The 17645-nt window shown below is 60.7% G+C and carries 20 protein-coding genes and 1 pseudogene; 12 read left to right on the top strand and 9 right to left on the bottom strand.

All coding sequences use genetic code 11. The features are described 5' to 3' along the window. Positions 1–112: 112 nt before the first annotated feature. From O7B34_RS00930 to O7B34_RS00915, 4 genes are all read right to left on the bottom strand, one after another. Positions 113–835 carry a winged helix-turn-helix domain-containing protein gene (locus tag O7B34_RS00930; RefSeq protein ID WP_337139621.1) on the bottom strand — a complete coding sequence of 241 codons (723 nt, stop codon included), beginning with the start codon at positions 833–835 and terminating at the stop codon, positions 113–115. A 359-nt stretch (positions 836–1194) separates the two neighbouring features. Continuing rightward, positions 1195–1998 (bottom strand): ABC transporter permease, encoded by an 804-nt coding sequence (locus tag O7B34_RS00925; protein WP_337132402.1) that lies wholly within the window; start codon positions 1996–1998, stop codon positions 1195–1197. Then, positions 1991–2758 (bottom strand): ABC transporter ATP-binding protein, encoded by a 768-nt coding sequence (locus O7B34_RS00920; protein ID WP_337132403.1) that lies wholly within the window; start codon positions 2756–2758, stop codon positions 1991–1993. Before O7B34_RS00920 ends, O7B34_RS00925 begins: the two co-directional genes overlap by 8 nt. A 39-nt stretch (positions 2759–2797) precedes the next feature. After that, the gene (locus tag O7B34_RS00915; RefSeq protein WP_337144541.1) at positions 2798–3826 is read right to left on the bottom strand and encodes an ABC transporter substrate-binding protein; all 1029 of its coding nucleotides are present in this window, start codon (positions 3824–3826) and stop codon (positions 2798–2800) included. A gap of 982 nt (positions 3827–4808) precedes the next feature. On the opposite strand from O7B34_RS00915, the gene O7B34_RS00910 reads away from it, so the two are divergent. Continuing rightward, on the top strand, positions 4809–5507 hold the full coding sequence (locus tag O7B34_RS00910) for a host specificity protein (protein ID WP_337144540.1): 699 nt from the start codon (positions 4809–4811) through the stop codon (positions 5505–5507). A gap of 209 nt (positions 5508–5716) precedes the next feature. Here the strand turns inward: O7B34_RS00910 and O7B34_RS00905 are convergent. Continuing rightward, a pseudogene (locus O7B34_RS00905) lies at positions 5717–5962 on the bottom strand (IS66 family transposase); the annotation flags it as partial. Positions 5963–6571: 609 nt separating this feature from the next. Here O7B34_RS00905 and O7B34_RS00900 point away from each other — a divergent pair. Beyond that, positions 6572–8617: a ParB/RepB/Spo0J family partition protein gene (locus O7B34_RS00900; protein ID WP_337144539.1), complete on the top strand. Its 2046-nt coding sequence runs from the start codon at positions 6572–6574 to the stop codon at positions 8615–8617. A gap of 932 nt (positions 8618–9549) precedes the next feature. Beyond that, on the top strand, positions 9550–9861 hold the full coding sequence (locus O7B34_RS00895) for a DUF736 domain-containing protein (protein ID WP_337128550.1): 312 nt from the start codon (positions 9550–9552) through the stop codon (positions 9859–9861). A 98-nt stretch (positions 9862–9959) separates the two neighbouring features. Here O7B34_RS00895 and O7B34_RS00890 read toward each other — a convergent pair whose 3' ends face one another. After that, positions 9960–10493: a MucR family transcriptional regulator gene (locus O7B34_RS00890; protein WP_337145169.1), complete on the bottom strand. Its 534-nt coding sequence runs from the start codon at positions 10491–10493 to the stop codon at positions 9960–9962. A gap of 424 nt (positions 10494–10917) precedes the next feature. Between O7B34_RS00890 and O7B34_RS00885 the strand changes: the two genes are divergently transcribed. After that, complete coding sequence (locus tag O7B34_RS00885) at positions 10918–12126, top strand: DUF932 domain-containing protein (protein WP_337145168.1); 1209 nt, start codon at positions 10918–10920, stop codon at positions 12124–12126. A 194-nt stretch (positions 12127–12320) separates the two neighbouring features. Here O7B34_RS00885 and O7B34_RS00880 read toward each other — a convergent pair whose 3' ends face one another. Both O7B34_RS00880 and O7B34_RS00875 read right to left on the bottom strand, forming a co-directional pair. Beyond that, positions 12321–12533 carry a helix-turn-helix domain-containing protein gene (locus O7B34_RS00880; protein WP_337145167.1) on the bottom strand — a complete coding sequence of 71 codons (213 nt, stop codon included), beginning with the start codon at positions 12531–12533 and terminating at the stop codon, positions 12321–12323. After that, a complete protein-coding gene (locus O7B34_RS00875) occupies positions 12493–12771 on the bottom strand; it encodes a hypothetical protein (protein ID WP_337145201.1) in 279 nt (92 codons plus the stop codon). The genes O7B34_RS00880 and O7B34_RS00875 overlap by 41 nt, the downstream gene beginning before the upstream one ends. Here O7B34_RS00875 and O7B34_RS00870 point away from each other — a divergent pair. The 3 genes from O7B34_RS00870 to O7B34_RS32135 all read left to right on the top strand — a co-directional run bounded on the left by O7B34_RS00870 (position 12770) and on the right by O7B34_RS32135 (position 13971). After that, the gene (locus tag O7B34_RS00870; RefSeq protein ID WP_337128555.1) at positions 12770–13048 is read left to right on the top strand and encodes a DNA -binding domain-containing protein; all 279 of its coding nucleotides are present in this window, start codon (positions 12770–12772) and stop codon (positions 13046–13048) included. The two genes, O7B34_RS00875 and O7B34_RS00870, sit on opposite strands and share 2 nt — an antisense overlap. Before the next feature lie 133 nt (positions 13049–13181). Further along, entirely contained in the window at positions 13182–13406 is a 225-nt protein-coding gene (locus tag O7B34_RS00865) for a transcriptional regulator domain-containing protein (protein WP_337144538.1), read from the top strand. Next, entirely contained in the window at positions 13378–13971 is a 594-nt protein-coding gene (locus tag O7B34_RS32135) for a DUF2285 domain-containing protein (protein ID WP_442920940.1), read from the top strand. Before O7B34_RS00865 ends, O7B34_RS32135 begins: the two co-directional genes overlap by 29 nt. On the opposite strand, the gene O7B34_RS00860 is transcribed toward O7B34_RS32135, so the two are convergent. Then, a complete protein-coding gene (locus O7B34_RS00860; RefSeq protein WP_337139634.1) occupies positions 13963–14205 on the bottom strand; it encodes a hypothetical protein in 243 nt (80 codons plus the stop codon). The two genes, O7B34_RS32135 and O7B34_RS00860, sit on opposite strands and share 9 nt — an antisense overlap. Positions 14206–14489: 284 nt before the next feature. Here O7B34_RS00860 and O7B34_RS00855 point away from each other — a divergent pair, with 284 nt between their 5' ends. The 5 genes from O7B34_RS00855 (at position 14490) to O7B34_RS00835 (ending at position 17358) form a co-directional block, all read left to right on the top strand. Then, on the top strand, positions 14490–14771 hold the full coding sequence (locus O7B34_RS00855) for a helix-turn-helix transcriptional regulator (protein WP_337144537.1): 282 nt from the start codon (positions 14490–14492) through the stop codon (positions 14769–14771). 23 nt (positions 14772–14794) lie between these two features. Then, positions 14795–15661, top strand: a complete 867-nt coding sequence (locus O7B34_RS00850; protein ID WP_337144536.1) for a replication initiator protein A — start codon at positions 14795–14797, stop codon at positions 15659–15661. A 313-nt stretch (positions 15662–15974) separates the two neighbouring features. Further along, on the top strand, positions 15975–16439 hold the full coding sequence (locus tag O7B34_RS00845) for a DUF2840 domain-containing protein (RefSeq protein ID WP_337144535.1): 465 nt from the start codon (positions 15975–15977) through the stop codon (positions 16437–16439). Continuing rightward, positions 16436–16996 (top strand): S26 family signal peptidase, encoded by a 561-nt coding sequence (locus tag O7B34_RS00840; protein ID WP_337139641.1) that lies wholly within the window; start codon positions 16436–16438, stop codon positions 16994–16996. Before O7B34_RS00845 ends, O7B34_RS00840 begins: the two co-directional genes overlap by 4 nt. A 35-nt stretch (positions 16997–17031) precedes the next feature. Continuing rightward, complete coding sequence (locus O7B34_RS00835; protein ID WP_337139642.1) at positions 17032–17358, top strand: DUF736 domain-containing protein; 327 nt, start codon at positions 17032–17034, stop codon at positions 17356–17358. The last annotated feature ends 287 nt before the right edge of the window (positions 17359–17645 follow it).

Below are 17645 nucleotides of genomic sequence, written 5' to 3'. Positions count from 1 at the left end.
TGTTTCGATTTATCCCATCCACGCCATGGATGGATATGGGGCACGCACGCTCCTCCCAGCACCTCTTGCTCTGCTGTAAAAGCGATGGCGCATTCACTGGCTCTGGCTGGTGTCAAATCTCCAGCAGCTTCGCAGAGATACTGAACACGTAACCGACGCCACGTTTGGTTTTTATCAACTTTGGGGCGCGCGCATCGGTCTCAAGTTTTCGACGCAGGCGCAATATCTGGACATCGATGCTGCGGTCTGAGATCTCGCCGTGAATGCGCGTGGCCCGTTGCAGGTATTCTCGCGACACAGGTCGTTCTGCCACCTCGAGGAAGGCAATCAGGAGCGCATACTCGCCCTGCGTTAGAGGGACCAGTGCACCTGCAGGATCGCGCAGCTGTCGCGTTTTTAGGCGTAGCTCCCATCCGCCGAAAAGCCACTTTCCCGATTGTGACTTTCTCTGTGTTTCTACAGGGCCGGCAACACGCCGCCTCACCAGTGAGTCCACGCGCACCAAAAGCTCACGCACCCTGGTCAGACACTCGTCGGCCTCGGATTCAAGCCGGACCATATCGTTCTCTCCCCGGCGGTTCTCAACGACAATAACGGAGACGTCCCCAAGGTTGCGCAGATCACGCAAAAGCCCAGGGTCCTCCTGGCCAAGAGTCAAACTGGCAATGACAAGGTCGGGCTTTAGCTTTTGCGAAATCTTCAACGCTTCCCCATGCGCACCCCCCGCCACAGTGGTCGACAAATCGCAGCGCAGCACGTGTTCCTCAATGGTCAGAAGAAGCGCGAGAACATCGTCGACTAAAAGCACGCTCCCGATTTTGCGGGCCTCGCTCATATATCGCCTCCATTCCCCAACCCACCTTGCCGCTTCAAAAACACCCGCTGCCGACCAGGCCCATTTGAGCGCGGCAGCAGCCTCGGATTGCACGACCGGGGAATTGCTGCTGTAACCGATGGAACTTCACCTTGGTTACGACAGCTCGCCGCCGCGATTGCCGGCGGACGAGGCGCTGCGCGCGCCGGCGTGTCGTGGAGCGGAGGACAAGGGGAGGAGCGGCCAACAGTGGAAAATCGGCCAAACAGCTTGTTTTCGGATCGTTGCCGAAAGACAAAAACCGTGATGTGTTGTCGCGCTCGTAAAGATCTGAGCAGCGCCGTGCAGTTGCGAGACGCTTGCGATCGCAGTCCTGCCGGCTATGGGCGCCAAGCCAGGAAATGCCGCTCAATGCAGCCGATAAAGCAATTGACGGCCAGGCCCATGAGGGAAAGCATCGTCACCCCGGCAAACAGGTGTTCCAGGTTGTAGAGTGCTCCTGCGTCCAGGATGTAGGCGCCCACGCCATGCTCGGCACCAAGCATCTCGGCTGCGACCAGCAGAGTTATGCCGATCGAAATGGAGACGCGCAGGCCTGACAGGATACCCGGAAACGCTCCGGGCAGAATGATCTTGCGCACAATCGAGAGCCGAGCGAGGCCAAAGCTCTGGCCCATCCGGATCAGGCTGCGGTCGACATTGTCAACCGCCGCATAGGTGGCGACCACCGTGGGGGTGAAGGTACCCAGCGCGATCAGCGCATATTTCGATGCCTCATCGATACCGAACCAGACAATGAAGAGCGGTAGCAATGCAATCTTTGGCACAGGAAAGAGCGCCGCGACCAAAGGCAGGAGACCAGCGCGTATGAGGCTGCACAAGCCAATCAGAACACCGAGCCCTACGCCAAACACGACGCCGATGGAAACGCCAACAGCGAGGCGCCGCAGCGATGGCAGCAAGTGCTGCCAGAGCAGCCCGGTCTGGTAAAGCTGGACGAAGGTCTCGAAGACCGCTGAGGGGCGAGGCAGCGTCAGGCCCGAGATGAAGCCCGTACGGGTGCCGACCTCTGCCAGCCCAATCAGGAGGATGGCAACGAAGAAACCGACAAGGGGGACGCGTGAGGGCGCGAAGCCGCCGCCGCGGAACTTTACGAGCTGTGACACTACGATGATATCAGCCATCGAGCAGTTCCTGATCGGCGGCCATTGCTTCATCTCTCATCAGGGCCCAGAGATGCAGCTGCATCTTCTCCAGAACCGGAGCGCCGACGTATCTCTCGGCCAGCGGCTTCTCGATTGTGAGCATATCGCGGATGGCTCCGGGGCGACGGGAAAGCACGACAATGCGATGTCCCAGCCGCACGGCTTCGCTCAAATCATGCGTGACATAGACGGCGGTAAAGGGCTGATGCGTCCACAGCGAGACGAGATCATCCATCAGAAGCTCGCGCGTCTGGCTGTCGAGGGCCGACGTCGGTTCGTCCATGAGCATCACCGCCGGACTGACCGCCAACGCGCGCGCAATCGCAACGCGCTGACGCATGCCCCCCGACAACTGCTTCGGCAAAGTGGCGCGAAACTCAGAGAGTCCCGTGCGGGCAAGGACGTCGGCGACGATCCGCTCGACCTCCTTCGCCGGCAGTTTGTGATCCTCAAGTACCAGCTTCACATTGCCTTCCACGGTCCGCCACGGCAGCAGAGCGAGATGCTGGAACACGTAGGTAAGAGGATTGAGCGATTCAGCGGGCGGCGTGCCGACCTGCAGCACCATGCCTTCTGTCGGACGCTCCAACCCGCCCAGGAGGCGCAACAAGGTGGATTTACCGCATCCCGACGGGCCGATGATGCACATGATCTCGCCCCGTGGGATCCTAAGCGAGAGATCGCTCAGAACCTCTACGGGGCCATAGCGGTGGCTGACATTCTTTAGCAGCAGTTCCATATCTTCTGTCCCGCCTCCTGAGCCGGCCGGCGGAGGGGGTCAGATCGTCTCGACGTAAGAAATATCGAAGAGCATCTGTGCCTTGATCGTCTCGCTCACCATTTTCTCCGCCTTCAGCCAGACAAGCTGATTCATCGCGGACTCGAGTGTAAGCGCACATCCCTTGTTGATTCGCATGGCGCTGCCGACTAAGATTTTCTTCGCGGCCGGGAACGGATGGTCAGAGTCCACATATTTGTGGATGATCTTGGCCACCTCATCCACTTCCTCCGGTGTGGCGGTCTTGTCTACGACGGCAGCGTTGTAGTCGTCGATCGCCCTCGAATGGGCGGTGACAAAGGCTTCGGTCTTCTCCCGCTCGTTGGCGGCGTTGTTTGTCGAGCTTACCACTGTCGTCACCTGATAGTCGGGCGCATAGTCGGACACGAGGCCGATCTGCTTGGCACTGCCTTCGGCCAGCATCTCATTGGCGATGCTGCCCTGGATCGCCCAAGCGTCGATCTGGCCGGTGCCCAGCGCACCAACGATTGCACCGACCTTATGGAGCCGGCGCAGCCTGATTTCCGACATCGGGATGCCGTTCGCTTCCGCGATCTTGTGGCACATATAATGAAAGGAGGAGCCGGCCGTGGTGACACCGAAGCTCTTGCCGCTCAGGTCCTTCGCCGTGGTAAGACCGGCCTGGTACGCTTTTTCGGAGGCCAGGATGATAGCGCCGACGAGACCCTTCTCCTCAGATACCGCGCCGCCGATCACCTTGATTGCGCCTTTTCCGGCGAGGTTCACGAGTCCGCCGCTCATCGCGGTAACCGCATAATCGGCGTCGCCCGAGGCAATCGCCATGGCCATCGGCTGAGCTGCCTCGAAGAACTCGAATTCGACGTCCAGCCCTTCGTCCTTATAGTAGCCTCGCTCGCGCGCGATGTAGCTGGGGGCATGGCTGGCGAGACGCATCACACCAAGCTTCACCTTGCTGGCAGCAAAGGCCGGCCGGCCAAGCAAGGTCAAAGCCCCGGCTGCGCCGAGACCGACAATTGCCTGGCGGCGGTTAATCGCGAGCTTGGTCACGTTCCACGTCCTTTCAAGAGCGGTTCTTTTGTGTCTGGCTGGTGGCCGGCGTATCGAGCCGCTGCGCATGCCCGGGCGCGACCAGGCGACCGAAGGACCTGCATCGATTTGTTACGCCTGCCGCTCTGCTGCCTCGCTCAAATCGCCGCTTGGTCCGTTCGATCCATATGCGGTGTGATGTTCCGGCGGGACCATTGATTTCAACCGTTCTACATCTCCGTTGGATGCAGGCTTGCAGGTCGCAGCAGCTAGCTGCGATTCTCCGTTGCTCAAATTGCAAGCTCAACCTTACGAACAGCTGACGAGAGTCGATCAGTGATGGCTGCATGGACTGTTCATGTATGGCTTCGGCGTGATCAAAACCGAGCTTGGTGCACCTGACGAGTTTCGAAATGCGTTGCGGAAATCGTCAGCGTGAATCAGTTAGAATTATCGACTTCGTCCGACCAGCCAGACCCAACCGCCCGCTCATATGGGAATTGCCCAAAACTCAATCGTCGGTTGGGCACGTAATCCCGCACGCTCGGCGGCAGAAGCTGTGCCTCATCGATCTTCCAGGGGCGAAATTCCTTGCTCATAAATCCGCAAGGAATCAGACCCGTCCTAACTTAACCAGTGACTACTCGGACCGGCTCCTAGCTTAAACGCAACGAATTCAAATCCACGCGTAAGCTTATGGTCAGCTAACCGGTCTAGCGTGCTCTTCAGTGCTTGGGAACAATCAGCCCGGGTGCCATTCAAACCTACCGACAGGAGAGCGAATCTGATGTACGGCCGAATCAATGCCTCGTCCAGCCGGTCCCCAAGTCCTAACCGGGCCGGCGGATCAAATCGGGCAGCAGATACTGACCGCTTTGCGGAGAATGTTGCAGGCGTGGCGTCCGATCTTCGCCCAAGTTCATCCTCGGGAGAGCCGCGGTCATATTTCCTGACTTCGCAACCTCCGATCGAGGAGATCGACAGGTCCACCTTCAGGAGAGAAGTGAAGGCTTTCTATGGCGATGATATCAAGTACATTGCCGATAATCCGCAAGAGTACTCGGGTTTCGTGTCGCTAAAGGCCTTGAGCGCGGCAAACGTTGCTAGAGGCTACGCCAACACCAACAACGATGCGGCCGAGGCACGATATTTCAGCTATAAGCTAGGCGACAAAAGCGTTGGCCTTCTGAAGACAGAAGGCAGCTTGAGGGTCCCCCCGGGTGGTGGACGGTTTCACGCCCAGTTTCCCGGGCGAACTGAAATCACCTCCCAAGTAGCTCTTCGGGTTACTCACCCCCTTGTCGAGAATGCCGGTGATATCCTGCTTGAGCATCAACTTCGGCTTGACGGCGAACGCCCATTGGTCCTGTCACGCCCTGCCGCTAGGGGGGCAGAGGGCCGTCTCACGCAGATGGGTTTTGCTCATGTGGGAAGAGATAACTGGGTCCTTGATCCTGCACAGCATCCGGAAAAATGGAATAATGATGACGGTGAATGGCGGCGGACAGACAAGCCTACGCTATATCTTTCCAAGAGCGGTGACGACCATAGGGAAGCAAGCGTAGAGACAGACTCGTCCGATGATGATGATCCGTCCTGGTATTTCGAACGCCTTAATATCGAGCGGGACGGTAATATCGAGCGGGACCGTAATATCGAGCGGGGCCGTGCGCCGCGGACGCGAGATGATTATACAAGGTGAGCGCGACACAGCCGAGCTGAGGACTAGGGAAGTGGATCCGAACCGATTTCCGGCTCTCAGCAAAGCTCCATCTATCTCATCCGACGCTTGAGATGGCTGAACGCGCTCGGGCAGCAACCCCACGCGTCAGCGGCCTGGTTGTCATTTTGTGGCTCCTCGACTGTAGCGCAACGGCCGCCGCGTCGCGCGCCAGGAGAGGAGCCGGCCGATCATGGCCGAGTTCGAGCCTTGGTTGAATAGAGCTCGCCGATGTGCCTCAGCGCCTCGCTGGCGATCGGCGCTGGACCGGCAACTGCCAGTTCATAAGCGCCGGCGGACGTGTGCCCTGCAGAAGGCACTCTTCTCGGCCAGCGTGCGGTAGCCGCCACAACCCTCGACCTGCAGGAAGCCGCTAGACTAAAGCCGGAGAGATGGGCAATCGGCGGCTCGGCTTTGCGGTCCGGCGCATAGACATATGCTACACCCGGCGGTTCGCTGCCCTGCCATGGCCGGTCATCGCGGGCATAGGCCCATAACTACCCGACAAAGAGCTTGGGCAGGGCCTTCATTTCTCCAGCCGCCGCTCGTGAATGGGACGCATATGCCAGCTGACGAGAGTCGTTCGGTGACGGCTGCATGACTGTTCATGTACCGCTTCGGCGTGATCAAAGCCGAGCTTGGCGCACCTGACGAGTTTCGGAATGCGGTGCGGAAATGGTCAGCGTGAAGCAGTTAGAATTATTCACTTCGTCCCACAAGCCAACCGCCCGCTCATGTGGGAATTGCCCAAAAATTCGATCGTCGGTCTGTCAGCTATATATCTCCTCTACCTATGAGCCGAAGGGCGAAGGGAGAGATGGTCTTGGCCATCTCTCCCCCGCGATTGCCGCCTGCGCAGGGCGGGGCCGCCCGCTCGCAAGGCGGCGCTGATCCACATCGTCTGAGCTGACACGATCCGCCCCGCTCGACGCGCACCCCAGCTCCGCTCGCCCGCATTCGCCCCCCTCTCTGCCGCGCGCTCACGCGCCCCCGGAAGGCATGCCGAGGGGCATGCCTTCGGCATGTAACGGGAAAGGACCAGAACCATGACCATCCATCCAAAGAACGTTGAAACCGCCAATGTCAGCGCAAGCGGCACCGAGGTTTTCATTCCGCTGAACAAGTTGAAAAAGTCGCCGCGCAATGCGCGCAAGACACCACACAGCGAGGCGATCATCGAAGCCTATGCGGCAAGCATCGCCGCCAAGGGCATCCTGCAAAACCTTGTGGTTGAACCGGAGCTTGACGGCGAGGGCGCTGAAACCGGCTTCTATCTCGTCAGCATCGGCGAAGGTCGCCGGCTGGCGCAGCTGCTTCGCGTCAAGCGCAAGCAGATCAAGAAAACCGAACCTGTCCGCTGCGTCATCGACACAGTGAACGATGCGCACGAAATCAGCCTGGACGAGAACGTCACGCGCGAGGCGATGCACCCAGCTGACCAGTTCGAGGCGTTCCGACGCCTCAACGAGGAGCGCGGCTGGGGGGCGGAAGAAATCGCCGCCCGCTTCGGTGTAACCGCACATGTCGTGCGGCAGCGCCTGCGACTTGGCTCTGTCAGCCCCAAGCTGATGCAGGTTTATCGCGATGGTGATCTGACCCTCGATCAGTTGATGGCGTTCACCATCACTGAGGATCATGCAAGGCAGGAGCAGGTTTTTGACAACCTCACCTACAATCGCGATCCCTACATGATCCGCCGCCAGCTTACACAGACCCATGTTGCGGCCGCCGACCGCCGCGCCGTCTTCATCGGCGCGGAGGCATACATCGGCGCGGGCGGTATGATCATCCGCGACCTGTTCACGGATGATCGCGGCGGCTTTTACGATGACGCGGCTTTGCTCGACCGAATGGTCATCGAAAAGCTGCAAGGCTTCGCGGAAAGCGTCAGGCAGGCCGAAGGCTGGAAATGGGCTGATGTCCATATCGACTATCCGCATGCGCATGGCCTGCGCCGCATTTATGCGCAGCCGGTCGCTCTGTCGGAGGAAGACGAAGCCGCCTATGCGGCGGCGTCCGACGAGCTCAACCGCCTGACGGAAGAATGGAGCAGCGCCGAGGAACTTCCCGATGATGTCGACAAGCGCTTTGGCAAACTAGAGGCTGAACTCGAGCGCATCGACGCTTTGCGTCACGCCTACGACCCGGATGTCATCACGCACGGTGGTGTGTTTGTCGTGCTTTCCCATGACGGGACGGCGCGCATCGAACGCGGCTTCATCCGCGCCGAAGACGATCAGCCGGAAAGGCAAGTGCAAGAAGGTAGCGATGGCTACACCATCAACGATGATGGTGAGATCATCGAGGAAGGTATCGGTCCGGAACGCGATGGCGATAGCGACGACGAAACGCAGGACGCTGGCAAGCCGCTTTCCGATCTTCTCGTCCGCGACCTGACCGCCCACCGCACACTCGGTCTCCGTCTCGCACTCGGCGAACACCCGGACATTGCGCTTCTTGCTGTGACGCATACGCTCGCCGCACAGGCTTTCTATCAGGGCGCAGAAGCGCACTGCTTGGAAATCCGGCCAACCAGCACCTACCTTGCCGGCCACGCGAATGGCATCGAGGACACGGCAGCGGCCAAGGCTCTGGCGGATCGCCACGCAGGATGGGCAGCGGATATGCCCGGCGATGTGGCGAACCTATGGGGCTTCATCGCTTCGCTCGACCATGCCAGTGTTATGGCGTTGTTTGCGCATTGCGCCTCACTCACGGTCAACGCCATGAAGCAACCTTGGGAGCGCAAGCCGTGCGCTCATGAAACGGCCGACAGGCTGGCAGCGGCGCTTAGCCTCGACATGACCGCCCACTGGGCGCCGACGGTACGCACCTACCTCGGGCGCATAACCAAGGCACATATCCTCGCCGCCATATGCGAGGCAGTGAGCGAAGAGGCGGCGGAAAGGCTCGCTGCCTTGAAGAAGCAGCCGATGGCCGAAGCCGCCGAGCAGTTGCTCGCCGGAACCGGTTGGCTGCCGCCGCTGATGCGAACGGAGCCCACTGTGCTTGCCGAGACAGGTGACGCTCGCAGCGAGGAGGCGAACGAACCGCCAGCGGGAGACCTTGCACCTCTGGATGCAACGGATTGATCGCAGGCAACAGCGGCAGCATGGCCGAGGAAGGCCAACCCTTCTACATTGCGGCCGAGTGATAGGCAAAGGCCGGAGCCGCATCAGTGGCTCCGGTTGGCATCTTTGACAGGTAGGAGAATTTTCCGGCCGCGCGGAAGCGCGGCCGGGGACCTCGACAGCACGACACCATCGGTCGCAGCAACGAAAAGGCCACTCCGATAACGCGTAATGCGCGTCAACCCACGACGGCGACGATGCTGGCGGACTCTCCCGCCGAAGCTCCGGCGAGGCACGCAAGCTTCCCGGTTGGCGGATCACGCGGCGACGCTGCGCAGGATCAGGTGCAAATGTATCGTGCCGCGCTGTGGTCTCGACCAGGCTCGCTTGGATCGGAGCGCGACAACTCGGATCTTCTGTAAGATGGGGCGTTAGTCGCTGCCTCGCTACGCGTATTGTTTCCGTGTCGCATCGAATGCAGTGGGGTGCAGGGCAAGGGCCCGACAAGCCTGGACCTTCCATTGCCACCATCATATTTCCGCGGTGAAGTGATCCCTGCCTTGCCTTGAATAGGCTCCCGCACCGATCCAAGAGCCTGTTGCGGTGTGAATCCAGCCGACCGCGATTGCGGCGGTTCCTCTTCATCTGCTGGCAAGCCACGCCCACGGCGCCCTCGGATGGGTTGGTCTGACCGAAGACCGGCTTCGCCTCGATCGTCTTCCCGCAACGGCCGCCGCTGGCTTTTTTCCGCCGCCGGCCCAAGCGGCCGGCTTTGCATCGCGAGACAAAAAAGCCAGCGTCAGCCGCCTTTCACTTCGTTCCAGCCCTGAGGACCACCCCATTGCGCAAGCGCAACGGGGACCCCGGTGGGTGCGGATCCGATCGTCCCCGGTCTCACGACCACCATCGAGGCCGCGATGGGCGCGGCCCGATCAACAGAAGGAACCACCGCAATGGCTACGATCGGCATCTTCACCAGCACCGGTAAGGGCTTCAAGGGCTCCGTCAAGACCCTCAACCTCAACGTCAAGACCGTGGATTTCATCCCCGCCGATGGCGACAACGAAAAGGGTCCGGACTTCCGCATCTTCGCCGGGGGCACTGAATTCGGGGCGGCATGGAAGAAGACCTCGCGCGAGGGACGTGATTATCACTCGGTCAAACTCGACGATCCGAGCTTCCCCGCTCCGATTTATGCCAGCCTGGTCGAGACCGAAACGCAGGGCGAGTTCTCGCTCATCTGGTCCCGCCGCACCGCCGAGTGAAATCGGCCTAACCAAAAAACAAGCCCCGGCGCGCAGCGCCGGGGCTTCACCATGCTCAGTCCGCCACCGCCGGACAATAGGCAATTGGCCGCAGCAGGCTAGCCCTTCGCAGCAACTTTGCGCGTTTTCTTGGCAGGCGATTTTGCAGCGGGCGCCGTTACCGCGGCGGGCGCGGCGCGCGGCATCCGTTTCGGTTTCTCCACCTTGGCTGCTTCTGGTGCCGCCGGCTTGCGCCCGAGCCCGGCTGCCTTCGCCATCGCGGAGCGAGCGGCGGCGTAGTTTGGCGCCACCATCGGATAATCGGCAGGCAGGCTCCACTTGTGCCGATAGTCCCCAGGACTCAGATTGTAACGGGTAGCGAGGTGCCGCTTCAGCGATTTGAACTTCTTTCCGTCTTCCAGGCAGATGATGTAGTCCGGCGTTACCGACTTTCTGACCGACACGGCTGGCTCCAGTTTAACCGCAGGTTCGGCAACGGGTGTGCCGACGTTTCGCAAAGCAAAATGGATATCGCCGATCAGCTTCGGCAATTCCGCGACGGGCACTGGATTGTTCGACACATAAGCGGAGACGATATCAGCAGCAATCGCCATGAGATCGGTTTTGTCCTGTTGCTCATCGGAAACGGTCATGGAGATTCCTTCTTTGTCATCAATCACGTCGCCATGCTATTTGTGCAGTTTGTACAATAGATCAAGCGAATTATGATTTGTTCGCTCCATAAATCGCCAAATGCGCGAAACTTCCGGCTAAACCTCGTTGCGATTTATTGTGATCGCCGCGGAAGAATCTGCCAACTGCCCTAAGGGAAGCGAGGAGACTTTCCCCTCGCTTCCCCGCCATTGCCGCCTGTGCAGAGCAGGGCCGCCGGCTCGCAAAGCGGACCACCAACCGCCAACCATCACGATCAAATCCTATCCGCTTCGCTCGACCGTGCAGCCCGGCTCCGCGCGCCGGCAAGGGCCCCCATCACTCCCGCGCGCTCACGCGCCCCCGGAAGGCATGCCGCAGGACATGCCTTCGGCATTGACGAAAAAAGGAGTGACCCCAATGAACATGACCACGACCATCGGCAGCGCCGACAACAACCATCGGCAGCAACCCGTTTCCGGCGCCTTTCGCGTCGATATCTCGCGCGGCGAGCGCAGCGGACGCGTTTCGTCGGAATGGTTCTCACGCCCCGACGATGAGCGTTATCTGTCGCTGACCGAACTTTACGATGCGGTGCGGACGCGTGCGGATCGTGCCACGGCCCGCACTGTCGAGAGCCGCGCGGTCCGCGTCGAGGCAAGTCGGGACAACGCCGAGCGGCTTTCGCTGATCGTTCCTGGACAGGAGCAGATGATTGCGCCCACGCATTGGAGTTTTGGCCAGCTGTGCAGCCTTGTCGGTGCGCCCGCAACCTACATGCGCCAGCTTCCCGCACCTTTGGCAGGCATCAACCTGCAGCACGGCCTGCTCAATCATCGCGCGGAGCTTGTCAAAACCTTGGAGGCGGAGGACGGACGCATCGAGCTTCGTGCGGTCACCGGCCCTGACTATGGTCGCATCTGGGATCACGAACTTGTTGCCGCCGTCATGAGAATCGCCGGCAACGGCACCGGCGACACCATGTGGAAGGTACCGGGTATGCTGGACTGGGCGACCATGACGCACAATCCCTTCGTGGACGTCACCAAGGATACCACCACGCTTTACGCCAGCGACCGCGACGTGTTCCTGTTTCTGGTCGACGATACCCACCCAATCGAGGCCGGACGCCTGCCGAACGGAGAGCCGGATTTGTATTTCCGGGGATTTTATTGCTGGAATTCGGAAGTCGGCAGCAAGACGCTCGGCATCGCCTCTTTCTATCTTCGCGCTGTCTGCATGAACCGCAACCTTTGGGGTGTGGAAGGCTTCGAGGAAATCAGCATTCGCCATTCGAAGTTTGCGGCACAGCGGTTCGCCCACGAGGCGGCACCCGCCTTGACCCGCTTCGCCAACTCCTCGCCGGCGCCCTTCATCGCCGGCATCAAGGCTGCGCGTGAGAAGATCGTCGCCCGCAACGATGACGACCGCGAAACCTTCCTGCGCAAGCGCGGGTTCTCCAAGGCCGAAACCGGGAAGATCATCGATGCCGTCTTGCAGGAGGAGGGCAGGCCGCCCGAAAGCATTTTCGATTTCGTGCAAGGGATGACCGCGCATGCCCGCACCAAATCCCATCAGGACAGCCGGCTTGAGCTTGAGGGGAAGGCGAAGGCATTGCTGGAAAAGGCAGCCTGATCGTTTCGACGCTGCGCGGTCGAAATTCGGCCGCGCAGCGTCATGCTGGAATCTTCAGCCCCTCCGCTATCTGGGTTTGACAGCGGCGGCCGCGCCTCTTGGGCGGCCGCCCGCTCGCCGGGCTGTGCCCGGCTCGCGATGCGACTGCAGTCTAATTGCGATGCGTGGCTGGTCATCAAGCACGACATCGAATTTTACCGATGCTTTGACTTGACGTTTTGAACGGATACGACCTCGCTCAATAGCTCGTGCGGATCGAAGCCTATCGTTTCAGCCAGATCGAGAAATTCGACGACATCGATTCGCCGGCCCCCGGATTCAATGGCCGCGACCACCGATTGATATCTGTCCAGCGCTTTTGCCAAATCAGCCTGGCTCAGGCCGGCTTTCCTGCGCTTTTCGACCATCAGTTGGACAAGACGCAGATGTCTTGGTGATCGAAGCGTCTTCTGCATTTTTGCCGGTCCTTGACGAAGCCGGCAGATCAATTAAATGGAAAATCAGATAACCAGAAAATCTGATAATCTGGTCGCCCTCATCGATCAGCATGAACTCATCGAGGTGAAAGCCGTGGTGCATCCAGGCATCCCAATCAGGATTTGGCAGCACATCGAAGAAAAAGGTGTCGGCGCACGAGATTGCCATGCTTAAGCCTCTCCTCGATCCCGATGTCGCCGACGTCGCGCCAGACGTCCCCATCCTGACCGGCTACGACGAGGAGCGGCTGCTCACCTACATCCGCCTTCTCGATGCAGCAGCCGAAGACGCCGACTGGCGCGAGGTGGCCAGGATCGTTCTGCACATCGATCCCGCAAAGGAGCCGGAACGGGCATTCAGGGCGTGGGAGACGCATCTCGCTCGCGCCCGGTGGATGACCACCAACGGCTATCGCTACCTCCTGGCCGGCGGTGCACCACACTAGGCACGCGAACCGACGCTGTGCTCATTCAGCAAAGCGGTTTGCCGAACCTCTGACTACTCAAAGCAACAGTTGCCTCGGAAGCTGATGGCGAAGCTCGCGGCAGACCGCGGGCGTCGGTGTGGGGACCGTGGCCATGCACAGCGATTGGACCGATCCGGCAGTATACGAGCACATGCGCGGCTACGAAGCCGACGCGTTTGCCACCGAGTATCTGATCCGGAACGCCGATTTCGTCGCCGAATGTGAGCGCTTGGCCTCAGGGCCGCTGACGACAGGAGAAATCACCGGCTCGCGCGACTTCGCCGCTCGCTGGGGCGCGCGATTTCACGATTCCGGGTGCCGAGCCTCTCTCGCCTGAACACATCGTCTGGACAGAACAGGCCTCGCCACGGGTTCTTCGCGCAACGCGGTGGACAGTTGCCGCCGGCTCCTCGCAGCCGGCCCGTCGATTCAGCAGGGTTCAGAGCTGGACAGAAGCCGACCAAGTTCATGTTCTCTGGCCGTCGGCACAAGAGACATATCACATCGTCTCGGCTGAACCAGGAAGCCTGCTCGACATCAATGCTGTTGTCCTGCCGCTTGATGACAATTTCGAAACCAGGCTCGACGCGGCGCGCCGGCTCCGGCGGGCGCTGAAGGGCCAGCGGCTCGGCGCCCGCTATGGCTCCCTGCCACAGCAAACCAAGCTGAGGCACATACTCAATCTCCGTGCTTTTGATGGAAGGCACGCGCGGGCGCCTTACCGCCGGCTCGCCGAGAAACTGCTTTGCCACGAGCCCATCGCCGCGCGCGACTGGCGCGACCATCACCTGCGCCACAAGGTACGGGCGATCCTGCGCCGGGCCGACCGCCTGGTGGCCGGCGGCTATCGCGACCTTCTCCTCTATCCGCAAAGCCGCCAGGGCAATTCCAAGTCAGATTAGGCTCTGGGCGAAAATAGCCTTCGCCAAGAACTTGATGAAGCAATCCTGCGCCTTTCGATGAAGAGGATTGCGTGGTGCCCAAGCCAGAAAATCCTCAACCGACATCCATTGTCGGGGCTGTGAAGCAGAGCCACAGTGGATGAATTCGATACATAATTGTAGCTCTTCAGGATCGAAAACCAGTTGCCATGTTCCGGCATCATCCTCGGCGAGACGGCAGTTGATCGATGGCATGGTGATTCCTCCTTCGCCGGCAACAGTTCAAAAAACGAGCTGAGGTCGATCATCGGATCTTGGTATTGACCAAGGTCGCCCATAGCCCCGATTCACAGCCAGCTCGGTCTCCCAAGACGATGCCGCGTCCGCCTCACCAGTGTCGACGCTGGTCTCGGCGCCTGGGGTAGCAAAAACACGCCCGTCGATCTTTGCCCTCCCTCGCCATTTCTCGATTCGGCCATCGTCCGTTTCGCGCGTCCCGGCAGGCCAGGACGACAGCAAAACCGAATGGAGATCGAGCGATGTCGAAGGGTCCCGCGGACGCGCGCCAAAAATATCTTCGGACCAAGGAGGCGGCACCTATCGTTGGCCTCTGCGTCCGGACCCTGGAAAAACACCGGACCTACGGCACCGGTCCCAAATACCGCAAGGTCGGTGGTCGCGTTCTCTACGACATCGACGACCTGCACGCCTGGATCGAACTCGGCGCACGCACGTCAACCAGTGATATCAACGCAACCGATATTCCTCCCGCCAAGCCGCATGCGGCGCGCGCCCCGGCCTATGCCGGCAAGTCGCGCTGAGCCTTTCGTTGCGGGATACGGACATGCGGACATCTCCGGGAGATCTGGCGTCGATTACGTTATTTCATGCGCGCCCCGGCAAGTTGGCGCTGCGGGATGCACAGGACCTGATGGCGTGGCCATTCTTCTCGCTGGCCAAATCGCGGCGCATCAGGCCGATCGACTTTCGCATGGGCGAAGTCGCCATCCGCGTCGAGGCAACCATCGAGCATGGCATGGCGACGATCTGGGATGCCGACATCCTGATCTGGGCCGCCTCTCAGATTGTTGATGCCCGTGACAATGGGCTGCGAACCTCGCGCGTGATGGCAGCAACACCACACGAGATCCTGACGTTCATCGGTCGCGGCACATCCGCCCGGGAATATCTGCTGCTCAAGGCGGCCCTGGATCGATTGCAGTCGACCACCGTCGCCACCTCGATCCGCCAACCGACCGAGCGGCGCATGCACCGCTTCTCCTGGATCAACGAGTGGAAGGAACGGGCCGACCATCGCGCTCGACCGCTTGGCATCGAGCTTGTCCTGCCCGACTGGTTCTACGCCGGCATCATGGTCGACGCCTTCGTGCTCACCATTGACCGCGCCTACTTCGAGCTGACCGGAGGCATCGAACGCTGGCTCTATCGCCTCGTGCGCAAGCACGGCGGCCGACAGGCGCATGGCTGGTCGTTCGACTTGCGCCATCTCCACGCAAAGTCCGGCAGCCTCTCGGCCTACAAGCGCTTTGCCTTCGAGGTTCGCGGGATCGTGCGCCGGCAATCCTTGCCGGGCTATCGCCTAGCTCTGGGCGTGACGCAGACCGGCGAACAACTGCTCACGTTCAAAGCCTGTCACCTGGATCCGTTCAACCGCTTCGGCAAGGCCAGGCCGACGGAGGACAGCCTGTGAATCAGCTCGGCATTTCAGGAACCCGACGGCACGGGATTTCGGGAACCCGATCCTCGTCATTTCAGGAACCCAAACCACAATCAACCCACGGAGCCGAAAGACGAAATCGCGCCCCTAACTTATCTAACTTCGACTCCTTCGGAGTCTTTCTAACGCAAGGCTCGGTTCCGGTAGACTGTGGACGACCTTCGCGATGCGCCCACCGGAGCGTCGGCAGAGGGACCAAAATCCGTTGGAACACCCACGTGTCGGCCGCCCCTTCAACCGGGTCGCACACCCTTGCGACTGCCCACCCCATGCAGGAGAGGGCGGCGTGAGCGAATTCACCTTCGTCGAACTGCTCTGGCTGAAGAAGCGGATCGAGAACTATATCCGCTTCGGCAAATCCGTCGAGAACAGAATTATCGACAGAAGCCGCCGCGTCATCGCTTTCGCGCCTGGCAGCATCTTCGCATTCGTCCGCTGGACGGCAAACGACTTTGGCACCGTCGCCTCACGCATCGACATTCTGCGCGCCGTCGGTGCGGGCAGGCGCTGCTCGAGCGTCGCCTATGTTCGGCCCGGCGCCGAGATCCTGCTGACCGCCATCGGATGGCCGAACGTAGAGAAAATTCTGGAGATCATCGATGCCGTCGAAGCGATCAGCATCGACGCAACAGACGTTTCGCCGGAATATTGGCGGCACGTCCATAGCCGGCTCGCCGCGCGTGAAAGCCCCAGGCCTTACACACGGCAGCGGCATGAAGCGTGGCTGCTGCGCCGCCGGATCGAGCCATGAGCGCGCGCGGCAAGATTGCCGCGACGATGCTCGCCGGCACGGCGTTGATCGTCACCCCGGCCTTGAGCAGACATACGCCGTGGTTGATCTGGAACGCGTCGGCGAGCGTTCCGATTGGGCTCTATCGCATCGAACCAGACCAAAAGATCGCTGACGGTGATCTCGCCGTCATAATGCCGCCCGCAGCGCTCGCCGACGTCCTCACCGAACGCCAATATCTGCCGCGCGGCGTGCCCCTCTTGAAGCATGTCCTGGCGCACGGCGGTGAAACCGTCTGTCGCCGTGGGGCGGCCATCATCGCGCACGGCAAGATCTACGGCAGCGCGCTCGAGCGCGACAGTCGCGGTCGACCGCTGCCTGTGTGGCAAGGCTGCCATGTGCTTGCCGACGGCCAAATGTTCCTCATGAACTGGGCTGCCGCCGGCAGTTTCGACAGCCGCTATTTCGGTCCACTCCCAATCACCAGCATCGTTGGTCGTGCGGTCCCCATCTGGACCATCGACCGCCCAACTCCGGCGCCGGATGCCTCCGGCGAACCGGCTCCCGGCGAGCCATGACGGCGCGTTTTCTCTCCCGACGAAAGGATATCAGCATGAGTCAGATCGGCACCTTCACCCGCAACGATGACGGCTTCTTCGGCAACATCTGCACGCTGACGATCGATGCCAAGCTCGCCATCCTGCCTGTCGAGAAAACGGATGCGGAAAATGCCCCCGAACACCGCATCTACTGCGACGGCGTCGAAATCGGCGCGGCGTGGGACCGCACCGGGGAGAAGGCAGGCGCCTACCTCTCGGTGCTCATCGACGATCCGTCCTTCACGCAGCCAATACGCGCCAACCTGTTCCAGGTCCCCACGGAAAAGGACGTCTGGAATCTGCACTGGAGCCGGCCGTCGAAGCGCGAAGAACGGGCCTGAGTTCGATGTTTCGATCGCGCACCATCGATCTTGCCATGGCAAACCCTTTGATCGATCGAATGCCGGTCAAACCCTTCGACCCGATCGCCTGTCAGGCGGCCGTCGCGCGCAGCGGAGGTCAAGGGCGGCCGAACGGTTCTCCATCGACTGAGGCGCTGCTTGCGCTGCAGTCTTGCATGAGAAGCATAGTCGGTCGGCGAAGCCTTGCCCTTGACGGAAGCGAGCACGGCGGCAGTCTCTCGGCGGGTCGGGACTGTGGTCCACGCGTCACTCGCCTACGTATGTCG

The sequence above is a fragment of the Mesorhizobium sp. Cs1299R1N3 genome, from assembly GCF_037179625.1.
In the GTDB taxonomy this organism is placed as follows: Bacteria; Pseudomonadota; Alphaproteobacteria; order Rhizobiales; family Rhizobiaceae; genus Mesorhizobium; species Mesorhizobium salmacidum.
This window is presented reverse-complemented; position numbering and strand designations above follow the sequence as displayed.

What these genes read in the sequence shown, in the direction of transcription:
- O7B34_RS00930 (WP_337139621.1), bottom strand. Translation starts at nt 835, where the DNA reads ATGAGCGAGGCCCGCAAAATCGGGAGCGTGCTTTTAGTCGACGATGTT.
- O7B34_RS00925 (WP_337132402.1), bottom strand. Translation starts at nt 1,998, where the DNA reads ATGGCTGATATCATCGTAGTGTCACAGCTCGTAAAGTTCCGCGGCGGC.
- O7B34_RS00920 (WP_337132403.1), bottom strand. Translation starts at nt 2,758, where the DNA reads ATGGAACTGCTGCTAAAGAATGTCAGCCACCGCTATGGCCCCGTAGAG.
- O7B34_RS00900 (WP_337144539.1), top strand. Translation starts at nt 6,572, where the DNA reads ATGACCATCCATCCAAAGAACGTTGAAACCGCCAATGTCAGCGCAAGC.
- O7B34_RS00895 (WP_337128550.1), top strand. Translation starts at nt 9,550, where the DNA reads ATGGCTACGATCGGCATCTTCACCAGCACCGGTAAGGGCTTCAAGGGC.
- O7B34_RS00890 (WP_337145169.1), bottom strand. Translation starts at nt 10,493, where the DNA reads ATGACCGTTTCCGATGAGCAACAGGACAAAACCGATCTCATGGCGATT.
- O7B34_RS00885 (WP_337145168.1), top strand. Translation starts at nt 10,918, where the DNA reads ATGACCACGACCATCGGCAGCGCCGACAACAACCATCGGCAGCAACCC.
- O7B34_RS00880 (WP_337145167.1), bottom strand. Translation starts at nt 12,533, where the DNA reads ATGGTCGAAAAGCGCAGGAAAGCCGGCCTGAGCCAGGCTGATTTGGCA.
- O7B34_RS00870 (WP_337128555.1), top strand. Translation starts at nt 12,770, where the DNA reads ATGCTTAAGCCTCTCCTCGATCCCGATGTCGCCGACGTCGCGCCAGAC.
- O7B34_RS00875 (WP_337145201.1), bottom strand. Translation starts at nt 12,771, where the DNA reads ATGGCAATCTCGTGCGCCGACACCTTTTTCTTCGATGTGCTGCCAAAT.
- O7B34_RS00865 (WP_337144538.1), top strand. Translation starts at nt 13,182, where the DNA reads ATGCACAGCGATTGGACCGATCCGGCAGTATACGAGCACATGCGCGGC.
- O7B34_RS00860 (WP_337139634.1), bottom strand. Translation starts at nt 14,205, where the DNA reads ATGCCATCGATCAACTGCCGTCTCGCCGAGGATGATGCCGGAACATGG.
- O7B34_RS00855 (WP_337144537.1), top strand. Translation starts at nt 14,490, where the DNA reads ATGTCGAAGGGTCCCGCGGACGCGCGCCAAAAATATCTTCGGACCAAG.
- O7B34_RS00850 (WP_337144536.1), top strand. Translation starts at nt 14,795, where the DNA reads ATGCGGACATCTCCGGGAGATCTGGCGTCGATTACGTTATTTCATGCG.
- O7B34_RS00840 (WP_337139641.1), top strand. Translation starts at nt 16,436, where the DNA reads ATGAGCGCGCGCGGCAAGATTGCCGCGACGATGCTCGCCGGCACGGCG.
- O7B34_RS00835 (WP_337139642.1), top strand. Translation starts at nt 17,032, where the DNA reads ATGAGTCAGATCGGCACCTTCACCCGCAACGATGACGGCTTCTTCGGC.